Genomic DNA, 16,096 nt, shown 5'->3' on the forward strand with positions numbered 1-16,096 from the left:
AAGCCGCTGTTCAATTACGTCTGAGGAGGCTTCAGTGTACACAGCCGTTGCCTCCTCATTCCTGTCGAAAAGAAGTCCCGAAAAGCCGCCACTGTCACGACGTTCTGAGCTTAGCTAAAGACGGATGGTCCCTATTTGTTTGCTCTGCTGGCTGGATTGCTATCCCAATCCAGATGTTGTCGCCTGGAATCACTTCGAATTCAAGGGAAGATCCACCGACTGATGTCTCATATTGATTTCTCTTTTGGTCCGGGTTTGCCCACAATGCGACTAGCAATTCAATGAATTCGTCGGTAAATCCCGATGCGACAGTACACCTTATCCGATCACCGTTTCCAGATGCGTTCGGAGCAGCAGATATTCTACTGACTGGGACAGTAGCATCGTCTGTTTGCTCGGTCACAGGCTCGTACCCAAAAGACGGTACCAGTGTTAATCTTTGATTCTGCCTCGCTTCACGCAGTTGCTGTTCTTTTTCCCACGGAGATGGACCAACTTCGCCCTCATCAGTCACAATCTGGTCACGATAACCGGGCAACTGCTCACGAAATGTCCAGCCTGCAACTCCAATAACAACGAGCAGTCCACCAAGGGTACGCCGGCGTGAGAGAAATGCTTTATTATCTGATATCAGTTCCTGAACTGGTTGTGAGGCCTTCGACTGCTGACGGTCTGCCATCTGACCAGTGGAACTCTCCTCAGTATCTGGACGGTTCTGGTCTGTCATTGATATCTTATTGCAGTTTGCTCACCGAATTCCGCTTTGTTGAGTGATTTCTCGTAGTGATCAAGTCCCCGTCTGAGATGTTCACCTGTACCCTTCATCGTGTAATGGCTGAGATTTCGCCAGGACTCAGCATTTTGCGCCGCTCTTTTTGCGAAGTCATCTGCACCGAAGACTGCGTCGTATCCAGGGCCGAGTAGCCCGTCGGAGAGGTTTTGATAGAGGGTACTGATACCCTCCCATGCAGCCGCTTCTAGTTGATAATCAACTTGTCGGAGTGCCTGTATCCGAAGGATTCCCGCAGTCCCGATTCGGTACTCCTGAATTCGATTCTCGAGGCTTATAATCTCATTCAGAATTGGTCGACGAGCACCTGCACTTCCGCCGCCAAGCGCCGCACTTTTCGCCTGTACTTCAGCGATGTTCCCAATTGTATCCACAGTTGTACTCACAGCCAAGCCCGCGAGGGCTGTATAGCCAGCATTTCGGAGATCACCGACACCGGAAACAGTATTTGGATCAACGTCCGTTACAACTGAATCTGATTGACGAAGAACATCGACAACGGTCGGTACTGCTTTGGCAATTTCTCTAATACCTTTAGCGACTTCTGCTGCTTGCAAGGTTAGTTTAAATATTTCAGTCGCATCAGCACTCAAGTCAAGTAGTGACCCACCGGCATCCGGCACCTCTTCATTTGCCCAGTCGATCGTGCTACTGGTTGCCGCCATTTTCATGTACTGTTGCTGATATGGGTCGGTAAGTTCATGCGAGGCCCAGTCGATAACTGTGCCTAAAGATTCAGCAACCTGTGGTGCTGCAGATAATGGGCTGATCGTGTACAATGCCAATGCACCGCTCAATTGAGTCAGTAGATTTGCGGTTCGGGCTAACTCTTCGACAGTATCGAACTTTGCATGTTGCTCATTCGTATACTCGAGACGCTCCTCGCTGTCGAACAGATATGCATCACAGAATTCGTGACTGACGGCGACATCAGTTGCGAGATTCGGCTCGAGCAATTCGAACCCTGTTGTCGTATATGCATATGTACCAGTGGACTTATCGGGGAGATTTCGCAGTACGTGATACTCTTGTCCGTCAATCGTCACCGTGGCTTCGATGGTTGCCTCTGATAAGGCTCCGGCACCGGCTGTCGAATTGGAGGTCCCTCCAGAATGCCCCGTGGTTTTTTTCGGATGTCTGCCATCCTGCCATTGCAACACTGGGTAGTTCGGTGGGTTTTCGACGGTGGTCCACGTCTGGTCGAAATCGAATCCCTCCATGCTTTTTTCAGCATCAGTTCCTGTCATTCCGTCAGCTGGTGGCTCGTCATCCAGCGTTCCGAGTCCCACTCCTCCTCCAGCGCTCTCGTCTTGCCCGGTCGCTGGTATGTCCCAGTATGCATTGGTCACTCTATCCTGGTCGAATTGCCCAATCAGACCACCAACGCTGTCACTCCCGCTGACAGAACCAGCTGCGTACGATTCGTTCACATCACCTGGTCCATAAATATACCCGACTAAACCACCAACATTTTCTCCACCGTTAACCGACCCAACTGCGTACGACGTACCAATAGAGCCACCACCAGTCCAGTAGCCTACCAGACCACCAACATTTTCTTCGGCATCAATTGATCCAGTTGCATATGACTCAGTTATATCCCCACCGTCAATTATTTCGCCTATCAGTCCCCCAACTTCGCTGGTTCCACTGACTTCGCCCGTCGCGTACGACCTGTTTACGGAAAGGACCTCAGCTGAGCCAACGAGACCACCGGTTAAACTCTCCCCATTGACCGTGCCTGTTGCAAATGATTGGTTTATGTCAGTCTCAATACTGAAGCCGAGAAGGCCACCAGTTGAGCCAGAGCCCTCAACGGATCCTTTCGCGTACGAATCAGTTATCGTTGAACCTTCATCGGAACCGATAAGACCACCTGCATTTCCATCGCTGCTAACTGATCCCGTAGCGTATGAATTCGATATGCTGAGATTATCGCTCCTACCAACGAGTCCGCCCACAGAGCTACTGCCCGTCACTGACTGTTCTGAATACGAGTCGGTTATCTCTCCAATCAACATGCTACCGATAAGGCCGCCGACACTGCTATCGCCGCTAATTGATCCCGTCGTATCCGAGTCGACTACAGTGCAGTTCTCTCCAGTTCCGATGAGCGTTCCGACACTGTCTCCACCGATGATATCGGCATCTCGAATCGAGATGTCTTCTATCTCGCCGTTTGCCACCTCCCCGAACAGACCGACGCTACTCTCGTCGGGACGGTCGATTATGAGGTCTGAGATTGAGTGTCCGTCGCCGTACAAACTCCACGAATTATCGGAGCCAGCATCGTCGATGGGCTCCCAGCCACCGGTGGGGTTCGCGACGTGGTCATCGTAACCGGGCGTATCTGCATCCAGATCGGCGACTAGGATGTAGTCTTCTCCCTCATCTTCCAACCTGCCCCGGATGGCATATAGATTGTTCCAGTCTTCGATCAGTTGATGTTCGGCCGATACGCGGCCTGTAGTATGTCGAAAACTCGTGATCCCGAGCACTCCCGCACCAGTCGTCTTCAATAGGTCGCGTCGTTCGGTCGCGTAATTAGGGATACGTCCCCTGTTCGCTGTGTCTGCAGACGCGTTATCGTCCCCATCCTCGTCAGTCATGAATCTCTATCAATAGTTACCCGGCTGGTGAACTGGCCAATTGTCCATTGTCTCGCTCGGTCACTCTTGCGAGCAGCCGATTTAGCTGTCTGTAAGTTCGAGGTCGCGGGAAGATTCGAGCCGGCTATCGAGTCCGATACGGTGATGTTACCATCGAGACCGACTTGAATTTCGCGCTCTGTACTGGAGTCGTTTTCAATCCGAACAGAATAATTCTGAGGCCGGGTAAGAGGCTCGACACTGAAATCTACTTGTTTAGTGTCATCTGGCTCAATTTCTGGCGTTGTGTTGTCATTCTCTAAGCTTTCTTCCCTGTGTAATAACACCGTTGCATTGCCAGCATCTTCGCCGCCGTTTTTGACGGTAACATTAATATTGATTTCGTCACCAACCTCTGCCTCCGAGGGCTCTACGGTTACGTTTGTTATACTGAAACTTGCACTGGGAACGTCGGGGTTGTCTGATCCACTATTCCCATCGAAAAACGGTAGACCACCGAACCCGATCAGAAAGATGGCCCCCAGTACAATCGCCACGAGAAGTATCGGTAGCATCAGGAGTTTTGGACGTTCTTTCAGACTTGCGATGAGCCGATTCTTCGAAGCAGTCGACTGGCCTGCTCTTTCAGTTCTCGCTCGCTGCCGGAGCTCTCGAATCTCGCTGTTCTCCATCACCCGCAATCCGTTGTAGGTGTCGGCTAGAGCGGTCGATAATCGATCTTTGACAGCGGATTTGTCTGCATTCAACTCCTTGAGACTCGCGATCGTCTCCGCCAGGTCACTGAAACTCTCTTGCCGTAGTTCTTCTCGTCTCTGCTCTTTCAGTCTCTCCAGTGTCTCTCTGGTCTCGTCGTGGAGCGTGAAATTTTCCCACTGATCTGAAGAGACAGACAGGTGGATATCAGCATATTCTGGTGGACTGTGGCGTTCACGAGAGACGACGATCGTGTTGCCAGTCGTAAGATACTGCGAAAGCGCCTTCGCGATAACGTCGTAGTCGGATGCAGTGATTCGAACAGTTCCATTTTCTTCGCGGACGATCGACTGGAGGAGCGATCTCTCCTCTCGGTTCAGTCCGAGACCAAACTCGGAATCAGCGTACAGGTCGTCTGGTGTCTTGTTCGCGTTCGCCTCTCCGATCCCTTCCCAGATTGTGAGCCACGTTAGCTTACCCGGGCCGTTGCCGTACGGTTCTCGAATCGTCCAGCCACGGTTCTCGACTAACTGCGTCCGTATCGCGGCCCGACAATCCGCGAACAGGGTGTCGAGGGTGTCACCGATGTACCGGATGCTCACCTGCTCGTTACGTTCGCTGGTTTTGACTTTCAGATAGGCTTCGATCTTGTACTTGTCATTTTTCGGTCCGATTGCGAGTATGTCCTGGTCGAAGTATCGCTGCATCTGGTTTTCGTCGGACGCACCGGCTGGGTACATCGCCCGGCCTTGCGAGTCGAATACTTTGAGCGATCCCATATTTATTCACCCATCTCCTGGAGGAGTTCTTCCATCCCGAAGGTCCGAAGCGGAACTTTTGGGGCGTCTTCCTCCGGATCCTCGCGGTTTTCGATGTAGACCGGATACGGCTTCAGCTGGAGAGATTGCAACTCCCCTTTATATGGACCACCCAACAATCGGTCGTTGATGTACTCTCTAAACTCTGCGTACTCGGCGTCTGGTTCCACATGACGCTGGTCGACGAAATCGTCCTTGAGTACATCCGTTTTGGTGGCTATCCCGATACTTCTCCTGGCGCTAGAGACATCCATGATATGTTGGTAATACCCCAGCTGGACGAATCGTGAATTTTCGTCCTGTTCCCATTTGAGATGTTCCTGAGTGTCGAAGACAAACCCAACAACGTCGGCGTCTCGGATTCTGGGGAGGACCGAATTGACCATATACACGTAGACGCTGTCTTCCGGACCCCCGCTGTCTGTTTCGCGCATCCCACGAATATCATTGATTATAGTCTTGTAGTTCTCTTCATAGCCACTGGTTTCGTTGTCGATCAGGTGTTGCCACTTGCTGGTTTTGATATCCGAATTCCCGGATAGTTGTTGTCCGATTGGTGGACCTCCAAATTCGACCGGTGGGTCCTCGTCGATCGGTGTCTCTGGGACTTCCATCCCCTCAGATGCGAGACGAAGGCCCTCAGGAATGAAGTACGAATACTCGCCCGGATAATCGAGTCCATTAATGAAAATATTCTTGCTAAAGACACCCGGGGTTGTGAAGTTGAACCCCATTTCGTGAACTTCTCCTTCAGTTTCTTCCGCCCAGTTCTCCCGGGCAATGATGTAATCTTTCTGCTCAGTAATGTACGGAGAGACATTCCGTGGGTTGTAATTCGAGTTTTGCGCCTCGGCAAATAGCCCGATAAGCAGATGTGTCTTGCCACTTCTTGGAGGTCCAATAAACACTATCTCTTTGCTCGCGTCGTATCGAAGGAACAGAAGGAACGAACCCAAGAAGAAAAAACTGGCGAGCAGATCCCTGGCAATCAGATTTTCAGACCCGACAATCTTGTGATTGTCGACAAATGCACCTAATTGGAGTGTGAAAATATCGCCATTTGAGACGAAAAACTGGGGATACTGGGTGTATGCTTCGTAAAACGAGATACCAACAAACACGACGAGTAACCACCAGAGGTAAGCAGCTGCCTTTGGGAATTCCACAGGCGTGTCACCCTCCGCTGTCAGTACCCTGTTTCGATAAATATCGTCTGGATTGAAAGACATGCGACGAAGAGTCTTTCCACCGATAGTAAAAATAGTAACTGTACCAGTGATGATGACTATTGTCCAGTCGATCATCCCCATCGCGGTGAACATCACCCCCTCGGCCCAAATGAACACGAAACTAATGAGCGTTCCAACTATGAGGAGTGAACTCTGAATTCGCTTTTTGAAATCGAAAAACAAGAGCGTCAGAAGCCCAAAATAGAGCCCAATAATAAGCGATACAACATTGACTAAATCAAGGTACGGGATAAATTCAATCAGGTCTCGGAAGCTCTCACGCAATCCACTGTAGCCGCCGTAGGCTCGCCCGATCATGCTTCCGATGAGGATACCCGAGACAAGAATGATCAAAACAGTGGCAACTAACCACACTTCGTCTCTGTACTGTTGATATTGCCGCGTCATGTTTTCTATCATGGACATAGTTCTGATGTATTAGCTGTTGAATCACCGATTTTCTTCGAAATTCTGCCCATCTTGTCCAGTGCTGATATCTTCGACTTCTGTTTCGATGGTGTGTCTGTCGTGACAACTGGTCAGTTCCGACCTGATGTCTTCAGCTGACTGTTCGAGGAAGAAATCCGGGTTTCCATCTATGTCTATCAGCTCTGATCTCGTGACGTAGAATCCTCGTTCAAGACCGAACGCGTGGCGTTCGATCGTTCGGATCTGATCCCGACGACGTGCCAGTTCCTGATATCGGGACCAGTATCCGTCATTAGCCGTGAGATCGCGTAAGTTGTCCATAAACGGAAGCCCCTGGATGTATACACACATCGCGACCTCCCATGGATCACCATTTTCTACGAACCACTGGTCGTACTGATTTGAAACCTCACTTATATCTAGATTTTCGATCAGCTTCTGTTTCACGTCCGCAAAATCGTTCGGGTTCAGCTTGCCGTCCACCTCCTGTCCTGCACTGATTGCTTCGCTTGCGTATGCCACGTAGACACCCGTGTCTGGGAACGAAGCAATGTTCGCGTTGTTGAGTCTACTCCGTTTGAGTCCGTTGTATCTGCTATCCAGAATGCGGTTACTCGTGATCTTGCTGAACGATTTCCGAATGTCCTGTCTCTCTTGCGGGGCTGTTCCTGTCGAACCCTCTTCCAGTAGATCTGTCTCTGCAAGTGACTGTTTCTTTACCGCGCTGGAGAGATCGGCAGGTGTTACTTCGTGTTCGTATAGTTTGTCGATCGCGTGTCGTTTCGTCCGATGGTGTGGAACATCGAATATATCGCTACTGAACCGGTTCTCGTAATCACTGTACAGTTCTCGAAGCGGTTCGGCGACATCGCCAGTCATCCGTTCAAAGAGATTAAAAGCATCTGTAATCCGCTCGTGTCGGCTCCGTAGCATTTCGAGCCGTTCCTGTAGTTGCTCCAGTTGCTCTTCGATCTCGTCGATATCTGTATCGATTTCAGTTTTGATCGTTTCTGTGACGGTATCTGCTATCCTGGATTCCAGTTCATCCGGCGCGGAATCAGCGACGACTCTGCCAAACTCCTCCGTGCGCTGGACAACTTCGTTCGGCGTGCCAGAACTGTCACCGAACCCCACGTCACTCTCGGCACCTGGCTCGTCTTCCTCGATCAGTTCCTGAACCATCTCTTCGTATCTGTCTTCGAGTTCCTGTCGGATATCCGCCTGCAGCTGCTCGATTTGCTGTGTTATCCGTTTCTCGACGTCAATCTCGACGTCGACAGAGAAGCCACTCCGTTCGAGAGCAGCCTCGGTATTTGGCGGTCGCGTAATCGAAAATATTCCTCTACTTTTTACTTTCTCGTAAGGCGTGCGGTACCGGTCCGTATCAAGCGCTCCCTTGTCTTCAGATCCGAACAAACTGCTCAGAAATCCGCCGTCTTCTGCACTGCTTTCCAGATTATCCCATCGCTTGCGGGAGACTTTGACATCACTAGTGCTTTCTATGACATCTGCCTCGAGGTTGGAAAGGTCGAGGCTGTTACGTCGTCCGAGATCACTCTTGAGAGTGGTATCAACCTCTTGTTTCAGTTGATCCAGGGCGGTCTCAACAGATGCAGTAGAAACCGTATCGACGTCATCCTCGGTTGCAACATTTTCGGCGAACTCCGAGAGCGCCGACTTGAATTCTCGCACCGTCTCGTCCAGTCGCATCTCTGCCAGGGTGGCGTTATCGTCGATCAGCGGCTTCGCACGTTGCCAGAACTCCTGCGTGTACTGGTCGACAGTCTCTTCGAACGCTTCTCGTTCTTCTTCGAGCTCCTGTTCAGTCTCCTCAAGCTCTCTTTCAGTGTCGGTTATTCTGTTGCTGACGTCGTCTCTCGCTGTTTTGAGAGTCTTCCATCGTTTCTTTTCGATACCACGCTCTAGCGACGGAACGAGCGTTGTTTCAAGGAGCTTTGTATCTGCGTCTGTACCGATCTCTGCGGCTGCTGACTCCATTGTCGCTTTCCGTGCCCCATGCAACCGACAGAGGAGTTCATACATTCGTGTGAGTCGGGCGAGTTCGGTGTACGCGATATCATTTATCAGGTCGTCACCGAACTCTGCGTAGTTATCGACACGTCCGTCCTGGATCCCCTGAATGTCGATGATAAACTCGATACCATCGATAATGGCGTCTAACCCCCGTCGTCTCACCACTTCGTTGATCGTCGCCTGGTCATGATCGAGATTGTCACCGTAGATGTCATCCAGAATTTGGTCACTGTCATCTGTAATCTCGATCTCGAGTTTTTCGAGTAGATCGCTCGTTATGAGCTGTTCGAACTCCCTGAGTCGTCGCTTCAGATACGTTCGGGATTCGTCACTCAGTTCGTCCCCTTCGACAGGGGTAACGTTCGGATGATGTTTCTGCAAATAGCTCTCTATCTCCTCGATACTATCATACTCACGGTTCAGAATCTCTCGTTTTATTTGCAGCACTTCGTGAATTTGTTCCTTCTTCTCTTTGATCTCGTCACGGCTGTAGTGGAGCACTTGGGGAATGACGATTGTGAATGGTGAGTAGCTGAGTGTATTGCTCAACGCATAATCCATATCAGTCGCATTGTAAACCCCGAGGACTGCGTACGTCATCGCACGATCGAGTTCGCGCAACTCGGGATTTGCCGTTGTCTCGCCATCGAGGTCGGTCGGTTCGAGCGGGAAGAGATAGATGTCGTTGAACGGAGTTTCGCCACTCAAATTCAGATATTCGAGCTCTGACAGTGCCGCGAACGCGTTTGCCTGTGCCTGATCCCGCTGTCCAGACGCTGGTAACGTCGCAAATAACTGGATGTTGGCACTCTGGTTGTAGCTCCGAATTTTTCTGGCGATATCGATGAACGTCCCGCTGCCGGTTCCGCCACCGAGTCCGGCGAAGATCGCTATCTCCGACTCTTCGATATTTGATGCCATCGCGTCGGCATACTCTTGCGTACCCTGTGCAAGAGCTTTGTAGTGTAATGCCTTCCCCAGCGCTCGCCGTTTGATGGCGCCCTGGCTGACATCATAAAAATCACCCCGATCGTCCACCGAGTTCAAATGTTCTCGCTGGACCCACCAATGCTCGGCGTCGGTGTGTTTTTTAATCTGAGCGATCGGGTCTTCACCGGTGAGGGAGGCCTGGTTCGTGATACTCACATAATCCGTTATCAGTTCGTCCTTGATGTTGAAACTTCCAACATTTACGTCAGGAGGTGTCTCTTCCTGCATGATTTGCTCGAGTCTATCCAACTGCTCACGGATATCGGCCACCTCCTTTGCATGATTCTCTGCATCCTCAGAGGCCGAATCCATGAAGATAACATCGATATCTTGACTCCGATCTCGCATGGCCTCGACAGCAACCCAGTCTTGTGAAAACATCTCGATGACCATCTTTCTCCCACCGCCGCCCAACGCGTATATTCGATCTGGGAACGTTACTGTGTCAACTTCCCGCTCGAGCAGGTATTCGAGTTTCCCTGAAAGTTCGTCTTGATCTTGTGGATTGTATTCTGTTTTGGACATCTATGATCACATGAGACGCGGTATTGGTTTCCAGACACCTTGCCACTGGCCTCGGTCTCCTTTAGCCCGATCAGAGTGGTTCTCTTGACTGTTACCCGACTGCGTCAATAGCCCAAGCCCAGTCCGAGAGAGTGGCCAGTTGGCCCATTTGATACCCCCAGTCACCATTCCAACCAAGGCCCAACAGTCGTTGGTAGGACCCAACGTGAAATTACCCGTCCAGGCCCGGTGAGAGGGGGGCGCCATCATCCGGCAGATATACCTATAGCTAATTTAAAATTATTCCGCTAATGAATTATTTATAGAGACAAAGGTTAAGTATACTATGATTAAGTGTGAATACCTAAGTCTAATCTGGGAATATCATTAAACTTATTTAATCGTTCCTAATTAGCTTATGTAAATTTCTAAATGATTAATATGAAATATTTGTCACTAATAGTTAATCAATAGAGGGTGACTCCATGAGAATCCCGCTGAAATCCCTGGAGCGTGAAGTACGTCATGGGGTCCCGAAGGTCGATCTATGACATGCACCTCCGAGTTCGGGAGGGTGACGGACCTCGGATGCGAAGGAACAGGAGAATTGGAATCGCGGCCCGGCTGACGCGTCAGCCGAGGCCGCAAGCCCGGAGCGATGTCGTTCCGCTTCACGCATTCAGGACTCCAGAGGACACCATGACCGCAACCACTGATCACTACATGGGCATTGACCTCCACAAGCGGCAAGCGCAAATTGCTGTCCTTGACGATGAAGGCGAAGTCGTTGAAGAGGTCCGCCGCGGACCTCGATGAGATCGCAAAAAAATGCGAGAAGCAACGCCGCACTCGAAGCGGGAAGCAACTACTTCACCATCTACGACAGACTCGACGAAGAATTGGATGTGACTCTCGCCAATCCGGCGGGCGGATTGGCTCGAAGACCAGAAACAAAAGAATGACGGTAAAGATGCAAAGAACCTTGCACGGTTCCTCCGGTTGGGCGAAGTGCCAGAAAGCTACGTTCCACCAGAGGAATTCCGGCGCTACCGCGCGCTTGCGCGCGGTCGCAAGAAGTTGGTAGACAAGCGTTCAGACTTCAAAAACGAGGTCAACTCGCTGCTTGATCAAAACGGCGTCACATACGATGGCTCGTTGTGGAGTGATCAAGGGCGTGAGTTCCTGCGTGAACTCACTCTCGACGACGCGTCGGAGTTGTTGCTGGAGCAGTGGCTGGAAGCAATCGACGAATTCACCGTGAAGATCAAGCGGATGCAGCGGCGGATCGAAGAGGTAGCAGCTGACGTAGACGAGCTGGATACGTTGATGTCTGCACCGGGTATAGCGGTGTTTTCTGGCTTGATGATCTACGGCGAGATTGGTGAAGTAGAGCGGTTTGACCGCACAGCTGAAGTTGTGAGTTACGCTGGATTGGACCCGGTAATCCGCGAGTCTGGCGACTCGCGGAGAGAGGGCCAAATCAGCAAAGAAGGAAACGACTACCTGCAATGGATCCTGGTCCAGTGTCCGAACACCGCCGTTCATAACGCGAAGGATCCGTACTTGAGTCAGTTCTACTGGCGGACGGAACAAACGAAACAAGCCGCACAAGGTAGCGATTGTGGCAACAGCGCGCAAGCTGTTAGTGGCGTTGTTCAACATGCTCAGGAAGAACGAACCGTACGACCCACCGGAGGTGAGCGCCTGAGAGACGCGGGGCGTCTCTCTTTGGGCGGGCCAGCGCACGGTGAGCGACTGGTGTGTCGTGTCAAGATACCTCCGCACGGGGGATGTGCAGTGGCTGATTCGACTGCTTGCTATGGGTTTTTACTATCAGAGAGAGGTGAGCAGTAGGACCACCAGAAAATCTAAGCAGATCGACGTGGTTTGTTCAGATAGCGGGATTCTCAGCGATGTCATAGAACTCTTGTCACACCGTAATGATCGTGCTTCCCGGATTATCTCCGCGTTCGTAGTTGGTGATTGCAACGACGAGGCGAAGGCACAGCGCAAGAAACACGTGCGCTCGTGCGTGGACGCGGCCTCGGGGATGCGTCTGCCCGAGGCCACAGTCCTTTACTGATTCGTTGGTTCGTTCGACCTCTGTGCGGCGATTATATGTCTTGTCCAGCGTCGATTGCTTCAGCTGCACGTCCTCACTATGTCCGGTGATACGGTCTTCAACCCTGACCTCGATATTTTTCGGATCGTCGGTGTTTCGCGGGTTGTACGGAGCGACTGGTACGACCACCTGCTGGCCGCAGGGGTCGTGCCAGTCAAGCGTATTGTAGGCGCTGTCACCAAGCATCCACATCGGTTTAGCGACGGCGAGCGCGTCACGGGTAACGCGCATCGCCGTCTCTTCTGGCGCTTGTTTGCTCTCGGTGAACTCAGCTGCAATTGGGATTTTTGAGCCGGACGAAACAATCGTGCAGCCGTAGCCGTAGTAGTACTCTTCAGCTGTTGGATCGTAACATTTCGACGCGTCTGGATCGGCAGGCATCACTCTCACGTCTGTCGAATCAATCGAGTAGGTCAAGTCGAGCAGGCCCCGGTTTGCGGCCTGCTCGACGAGGTGGTCGAAAACCTCGTCAACGACGTGTTCAAGATCAGTGAGGAAGCGATTGACCGCGTCTCTCGACGGCGGTCGAGCGAAGCCACAACTGAGCCAGACGACTGTGTTGTTCAGTTCTCGCGTAACTGGACGAATGCCATAGATGTCCTTGTAGTAGCAGTGCAGAGAGCCACGCATCATTTCTGGTGGTTCGTGATCTCGTGTTCGCCCCGGCGATAGTGGTTCACAGAAGATTTAGGTGTACTCTGAGTAGATAGGGCAATGACGGGAAGGGAGAAAGAGATCGTCCGTCACCTGTAGCGATTGTGAACATCCATACCGATGTACTCGATGGTTGGTTGGAAGCGTTGTACGTGTGGAAAGAGAGTGAACAGGATACGCATCTATCCGTGCTCGAGGCACATTTCTCTGCATCCTTGCGGTGAGGCCTTTCATAGGTCCGTGTTCGTGACACTGGAAATGCTTCGGCTTTCCTCCCTTTCCGATTCCTTATTCACTCTGTAGCATTAGCAGGCTTCTCATGGAGTCATAGGTAAACACCGTCTTGACACCTCTCACAGTATTCAAGGCCGGCGATATCGCTTTAAGTTTTCAAGTTCAGCGTCTATAACCACGACAGGACCATCTGTATTTTTGGAATATGAAACTAGGTCTGATTCGAACGAAGAGGAAATTGATGATCTTTCGTATTGACTAAGAACCTCTTGATCTACATTACCTGCTTCCCCAAAGTGAAAGACGAATTTAATTGTATCGCTTGGTGGATCCCAACTCCAGCCGTACCCTGGAACTTGATCGTTAGAATTTTCCGAGAAACCCAAAAAAATGCTAATTGCGTCCTCTAGCCGCCCAGCCACTTCTTCGTAAATAGGATTTGATTCTTGATCCGAGCCTTCCATCGCATCAATATATGGTTTCACCGTCGCATCGTTATCTATTCCACCCGCTGATCTGGTTATCAAAACCTCATCTCCAACCGCGATATCTTGTGCATTGACTGTCGGTGGTTCGTAAATCGTAAACTCATTATAATTTTCATTATCGTCCCAACCAGTTTCAGCAGAGAGTTTTTGAGCGATATCGTCTGTATCAAAATTACCTACAATCACAGAGGTCGGTGAACGTTCAAAATCGGGATGGGGTCGTCGATAGTTCAGCAGCTGTACAACATTCGTTTGAAATGGATCTATCTCACCACTATCAAAAAGAATTGATTTGCTGATCGAATCAAAGATGTCTTTATTATCGTCAGACATTTCTGAAATCTCTTTCTCAATATCCTGCATGTTAAAAACAAATATTTCTTGCAGAGTTGATGGTCGTTGAACCCAATCCTGATACCAATTACTATTCTGGGACGCTGATCCGCCATATGAACACCCAGCCACTCCGACTGTTCCGACTAATGCGGCTACTTTGGTTGATCTGAGAAATCTTCGTCTGGTTATGCCATTTCGTATGATATCTCCAGCCATACGACCAATTATTTAATAATCATCGTAAAATTGGTTATTACAGATCACTTCTGTATAATTAATTATATTCATTCTAATACAATCTTCTGTTGAGGATTGTTGGTAGGTTAGAGTAGTAGCTGAGGTCACAGCAGGCAAGGGTGGCGCGTCATACCGTATCTCAGAGCGTTTCAGCATCGTTGCCGAGTCAAGCGAAAACTAGGGAACGCTCTTCGGAAGTACATTGTTGGTACTTCCCAACTGAGATTGAGGCAACTCAGTTGAGTCCGTGGAATCGTTGGCAAAGAACCTCGTGACAGCAGTTCAGTACCACGAAACATCTCAGAAGATTAAACAGCCTCGCCAGATCGGAGAAAACTCCAGAGACTGAACAGAGCTGTCGCTGTTCGTTGGAGAACTGAGGCCGTGGGCTGGTGCTCAGCCCACGGCCGACCGGTATGTCTCAAGGACACCGACGCCGTTCATTTCGATCTGCCAACATCGGTTTAACTCTTCTTCGAGGACGTGGCGGATCCAGTCACAGAACGTCGGGAACGTGAATTCTATCGGAAGGTCGCGCCCGCCCCGCCATGGGCGGGCGACGACCGCCCACCGAAGCACCAGCCAGAGATTCTCCAACAACGCACTGACCAGCATGAACGCAAACCGAATGACTGGATCGCGTGTCGTCGTGGTTGCTCGTGCTTGGCGAACCAACCGATAACTCGTTTCAATGGCTGATCGTTTCCTGTAGAGTTCTTCGATCCGCTTTGCGGAGTGGTTCTCCAATCCACAGTCAGCGTAGCCGCGAATGACTTTACCGTGTTTGTCGCGGTCACCAGCCTGGTAGGAGACACAGACAGCGAGCGGGAAGTGCAGTTCCCGCTCGCGGTCTTTGTACATGCGATAGGTCGTCATGTACGAGCAATGCGTGTCGATTTTCTCCTTCATCCGATCTCCCTTCTCTTTGACCGGGATCACTGTTGCAGCAATGTCCCGAGAACGGCGGACGATGCGCTCGTTGTAGAAGCCACTCGATGTCGAAGGGATAGACGGCGACGCTGTCGAGGATCCGCTCGACCGCGTCAGCCTCGGATTCGTCACTTCGGACGTACGTCATTGCCAGCGCCACGGGCTTTCCGTTGGAAACGACGTACGCATACAGTAGCGGTGACAGCGTGTCGTTCCGTCCGTGGGAGCCATTCGACAGAGGTTACCTTCCTCGTCGGCGTCGCCATGATACGGATTATCGACGAAGTCAATGGAGACGATCATCGACCGGTCAGGGTCGAGGATCGTCATGGCCAAGCGCATGAACAGGAGGTAGTAGCGAATTCGAGTCAGCCACGGTTGAGCGTGTGTAACCACGTCATGACAGTATCGTCGCACGGTGCGCCATCCATGTCTGAGCATGATTCCCAGATAGAAGTCTGGTTAACTGCTGCAAAGATGACGACAGCCCAGATCTTGCCGGGATCAAGGCTAGGGGCGAGCTCTCGATTCCCGGGAGCGGCAACTGCCCAATGAGGGATTCCGCTACACCTTTGACGTTCGAGGCGGTAAGATAACCGTCTGGTTGTGGGGTCTTGAACACACTTCCTCAACCAGACACTTTCTCCAATCAGAGTACCGATTTAGCTTCGCTGCTCACGCCGTTTGGGAAGTACCGATTGTTGATTTCAGAGCTAATCATCGATGGCTTGCTTAAGTGCTTCATTTCCTGGTTTCCTGTAGAGTTCTCTGCGAGTTGAAAGGCTATGAGATACGGCGTTAGCTTGTCTTTTGAGATTCCTCGATGGGGTGAGAGCCACGATGGCAACAGCGATCCGCTCTCGCAGGTGTTGATGTGAACGTCATCATTAGCGTATTCACCGTGGCTATGGACAACGTATTCGCGGTCGAAGGTGTCGTCGGCATCGAGCGGATCGTACATCTGAAATCTGTCAGTATAGACGGTAAGCAAGTAATTCT

6 protein-coding genes and 4 pseudogenes are annotated in these 16,096 nt (G+C 51.0%); 1 reads left to right on the plus strand and 9 read right to left on the minus strand.

The window, feature by feature from the left end:
• Window positions 1–94: 94 nt before the first annotated feature.
• Genes EOW68_RS17335 through EOW68_RS17355 form a run of 5 tightly spaced genes read right to left on the minus strand, consistent with a single transcriptional unit; the run spans window position 95 to window position 9,985 of the window.
• Window positions 95–679 carry a hypothetical protein gene (locus EOW68_RS17335; protein WP_128226421.1) on the minus strand — a complete coding sequence of 195 codons (585 nt, stop codon included), beginning with the start codon at window positions 677–679 and terminating at the stop codon, window positions 95–97.
• Between the two features lie 44 nt (window positions 680–723).
• On the minus strand, window positions 724–3,399 hold the full coding sequence (locus tag EOW68_RS17340; protein ID WP_128226422.1) for a GLUG motif-containing protein: 2,676 nt from the start codon (window positions 3,397–3,399) through the stop codon (window positions 724–726).
• On the minus strand, window positions 3,396–4,871 hold the full coding sequence (locus EOW68_RS17345) for a CARDB domain-containing protein (protein ID WP_128226423.1): 1,476 nt from the start codon (window positions 4,869–4,871) through the stop codon (window positions 3,396–3,398). The genes EOW68_RS17340 and EOW68_RS17345 overlap by 4 nt, the downstream gene beginning before the upstream one ends.
• A 2-nt stretch (window positions 4,872–4,873) precedes the next feature.
• A complete protein-coding gene (locus EOW68_RS17350) occupies window positions 4,874–6,559 on the minus strand; it encodes a hypothetical protein (RefSeq protein WP_128226424.1) in 1,686 nt (561 codons plus the stop codon).
• A gap of 30 nt (window positions 6,560–6,589) precedes the next feature.
• Complete coding sequence (locus EOW68_RS17355) at window positions 6,590–9,985, minus strand: tubulin-like doman-containing protein (RefSeq protein WP_431359033.1); 3,396 nt, start codon at window positions 9,983–9,985, stop codon at window positions 6,590–6,592.
• An 810-nt stretch (window positions 9,986–10,795) separates the two neighbouring features.
• Here EOW68_RS17355 and EOW68_RS17360 point away from each other — a divergent pair.
• A pseudogene (locus EOW68_RS17360) lies at window positions 10,796–11,804 on the plus strand (IS110 family RNA-guided transposase).
• 222 nt (window positions 11,805–12,026) lie between these two features.
• Here EOW68_RS17360 and EOW68_RS17365 read toward each other — a convergent pair.
• The 4 genes and pseudogenes from EOW68_RS17365 to EOW68_RS17380 all read right to left on the minus strand — a co-directional run.
• Window positions 12,027–12,893 (minus strand): annotated as a pseudogene (locus EOW68_RS17365) (transposase); the annotation flags it as partial.
• A gap of 341 nt (window positions 12,894–13,234) precedes the next feature.
• On the minus strand, window positions 13,235–14,146 hold the full coding sequence (locus EOW68_RS17370) for a hypothetical protein (RefSeq protein WP_128226426.1): 912 nt from the start codon (window positions 14,144–14,146) through the stop codon (window positions 13,235–13,237).
• Window positions 14,147–14,563: 417 nt separating this feature from the next.
• Window positions 14,564–15,719 (minus strand): annotated as a pseudogene (locus EOW68_RS17375) (ISH3 family transposase).
• Between the two features lie 91 nt (window positions 15,720–15,810).
• Window positions 15,811–16,085 (minus strand): annotated as a pseudogene (locus EOW68_RS17380) (IS1595 family transposase); the annotation flags it as partial.
• Window positions 16,086–16,096: the final 11 nt, after the last annotated feature.

Origin of the sequence: Halovenus amylolytica (assembly GCA_004015825.1) — an archaeon.
GTDB lineage: Archaea > Halobacteriota > Halobacteria > Halobacteriales > Haloarculaceae > Halovenus > Halovenus amylolytica.

Coding starts and splice junctions, on each gene's coding strand:
- EOW68_RS17335 (WP_128226421.1), bottom strand. CDS start 679: ATGGCAGACCGTCAGCAGTCGAAGGCCTCACAACCAGTTCAGGAACTG.
- EOW68_RS17340 (WP_128226422.1), bottom strand. CDS start 3,399: ATGACTGACGAGGATGGGGACGATAACGCGTCTGCAGACACAGCGAAC.
- EOW68_RS17345 (WP_128226423.1), bottom strand. CDS start 4,871: ATGGGATCGCTCAAAGTATTCGACTCGCAAGGCCGGGCGATGTACCCA.
- EOW68_RS17350 (WP_128226424.1), bottom strand. CDS start 6,559: ATGATAGAAAACATGACGCGGCAATATCAACAGTACAGAGACGAAGTG.
- EOW68_RS17355 (WP_431359033.1), bottom strand. CDS start 9,985: ATGGTCATCGAGATGTTTTCACAAGACTGGGTTGCTGTCGAGGCCATG.
- EOW68_RS17370 (WP_128226426.1), bottom strand. CDS start 14,146: ATGGCTGGAGATATCATACGAAATGGCATAACCAGACGAAGATTTCTC.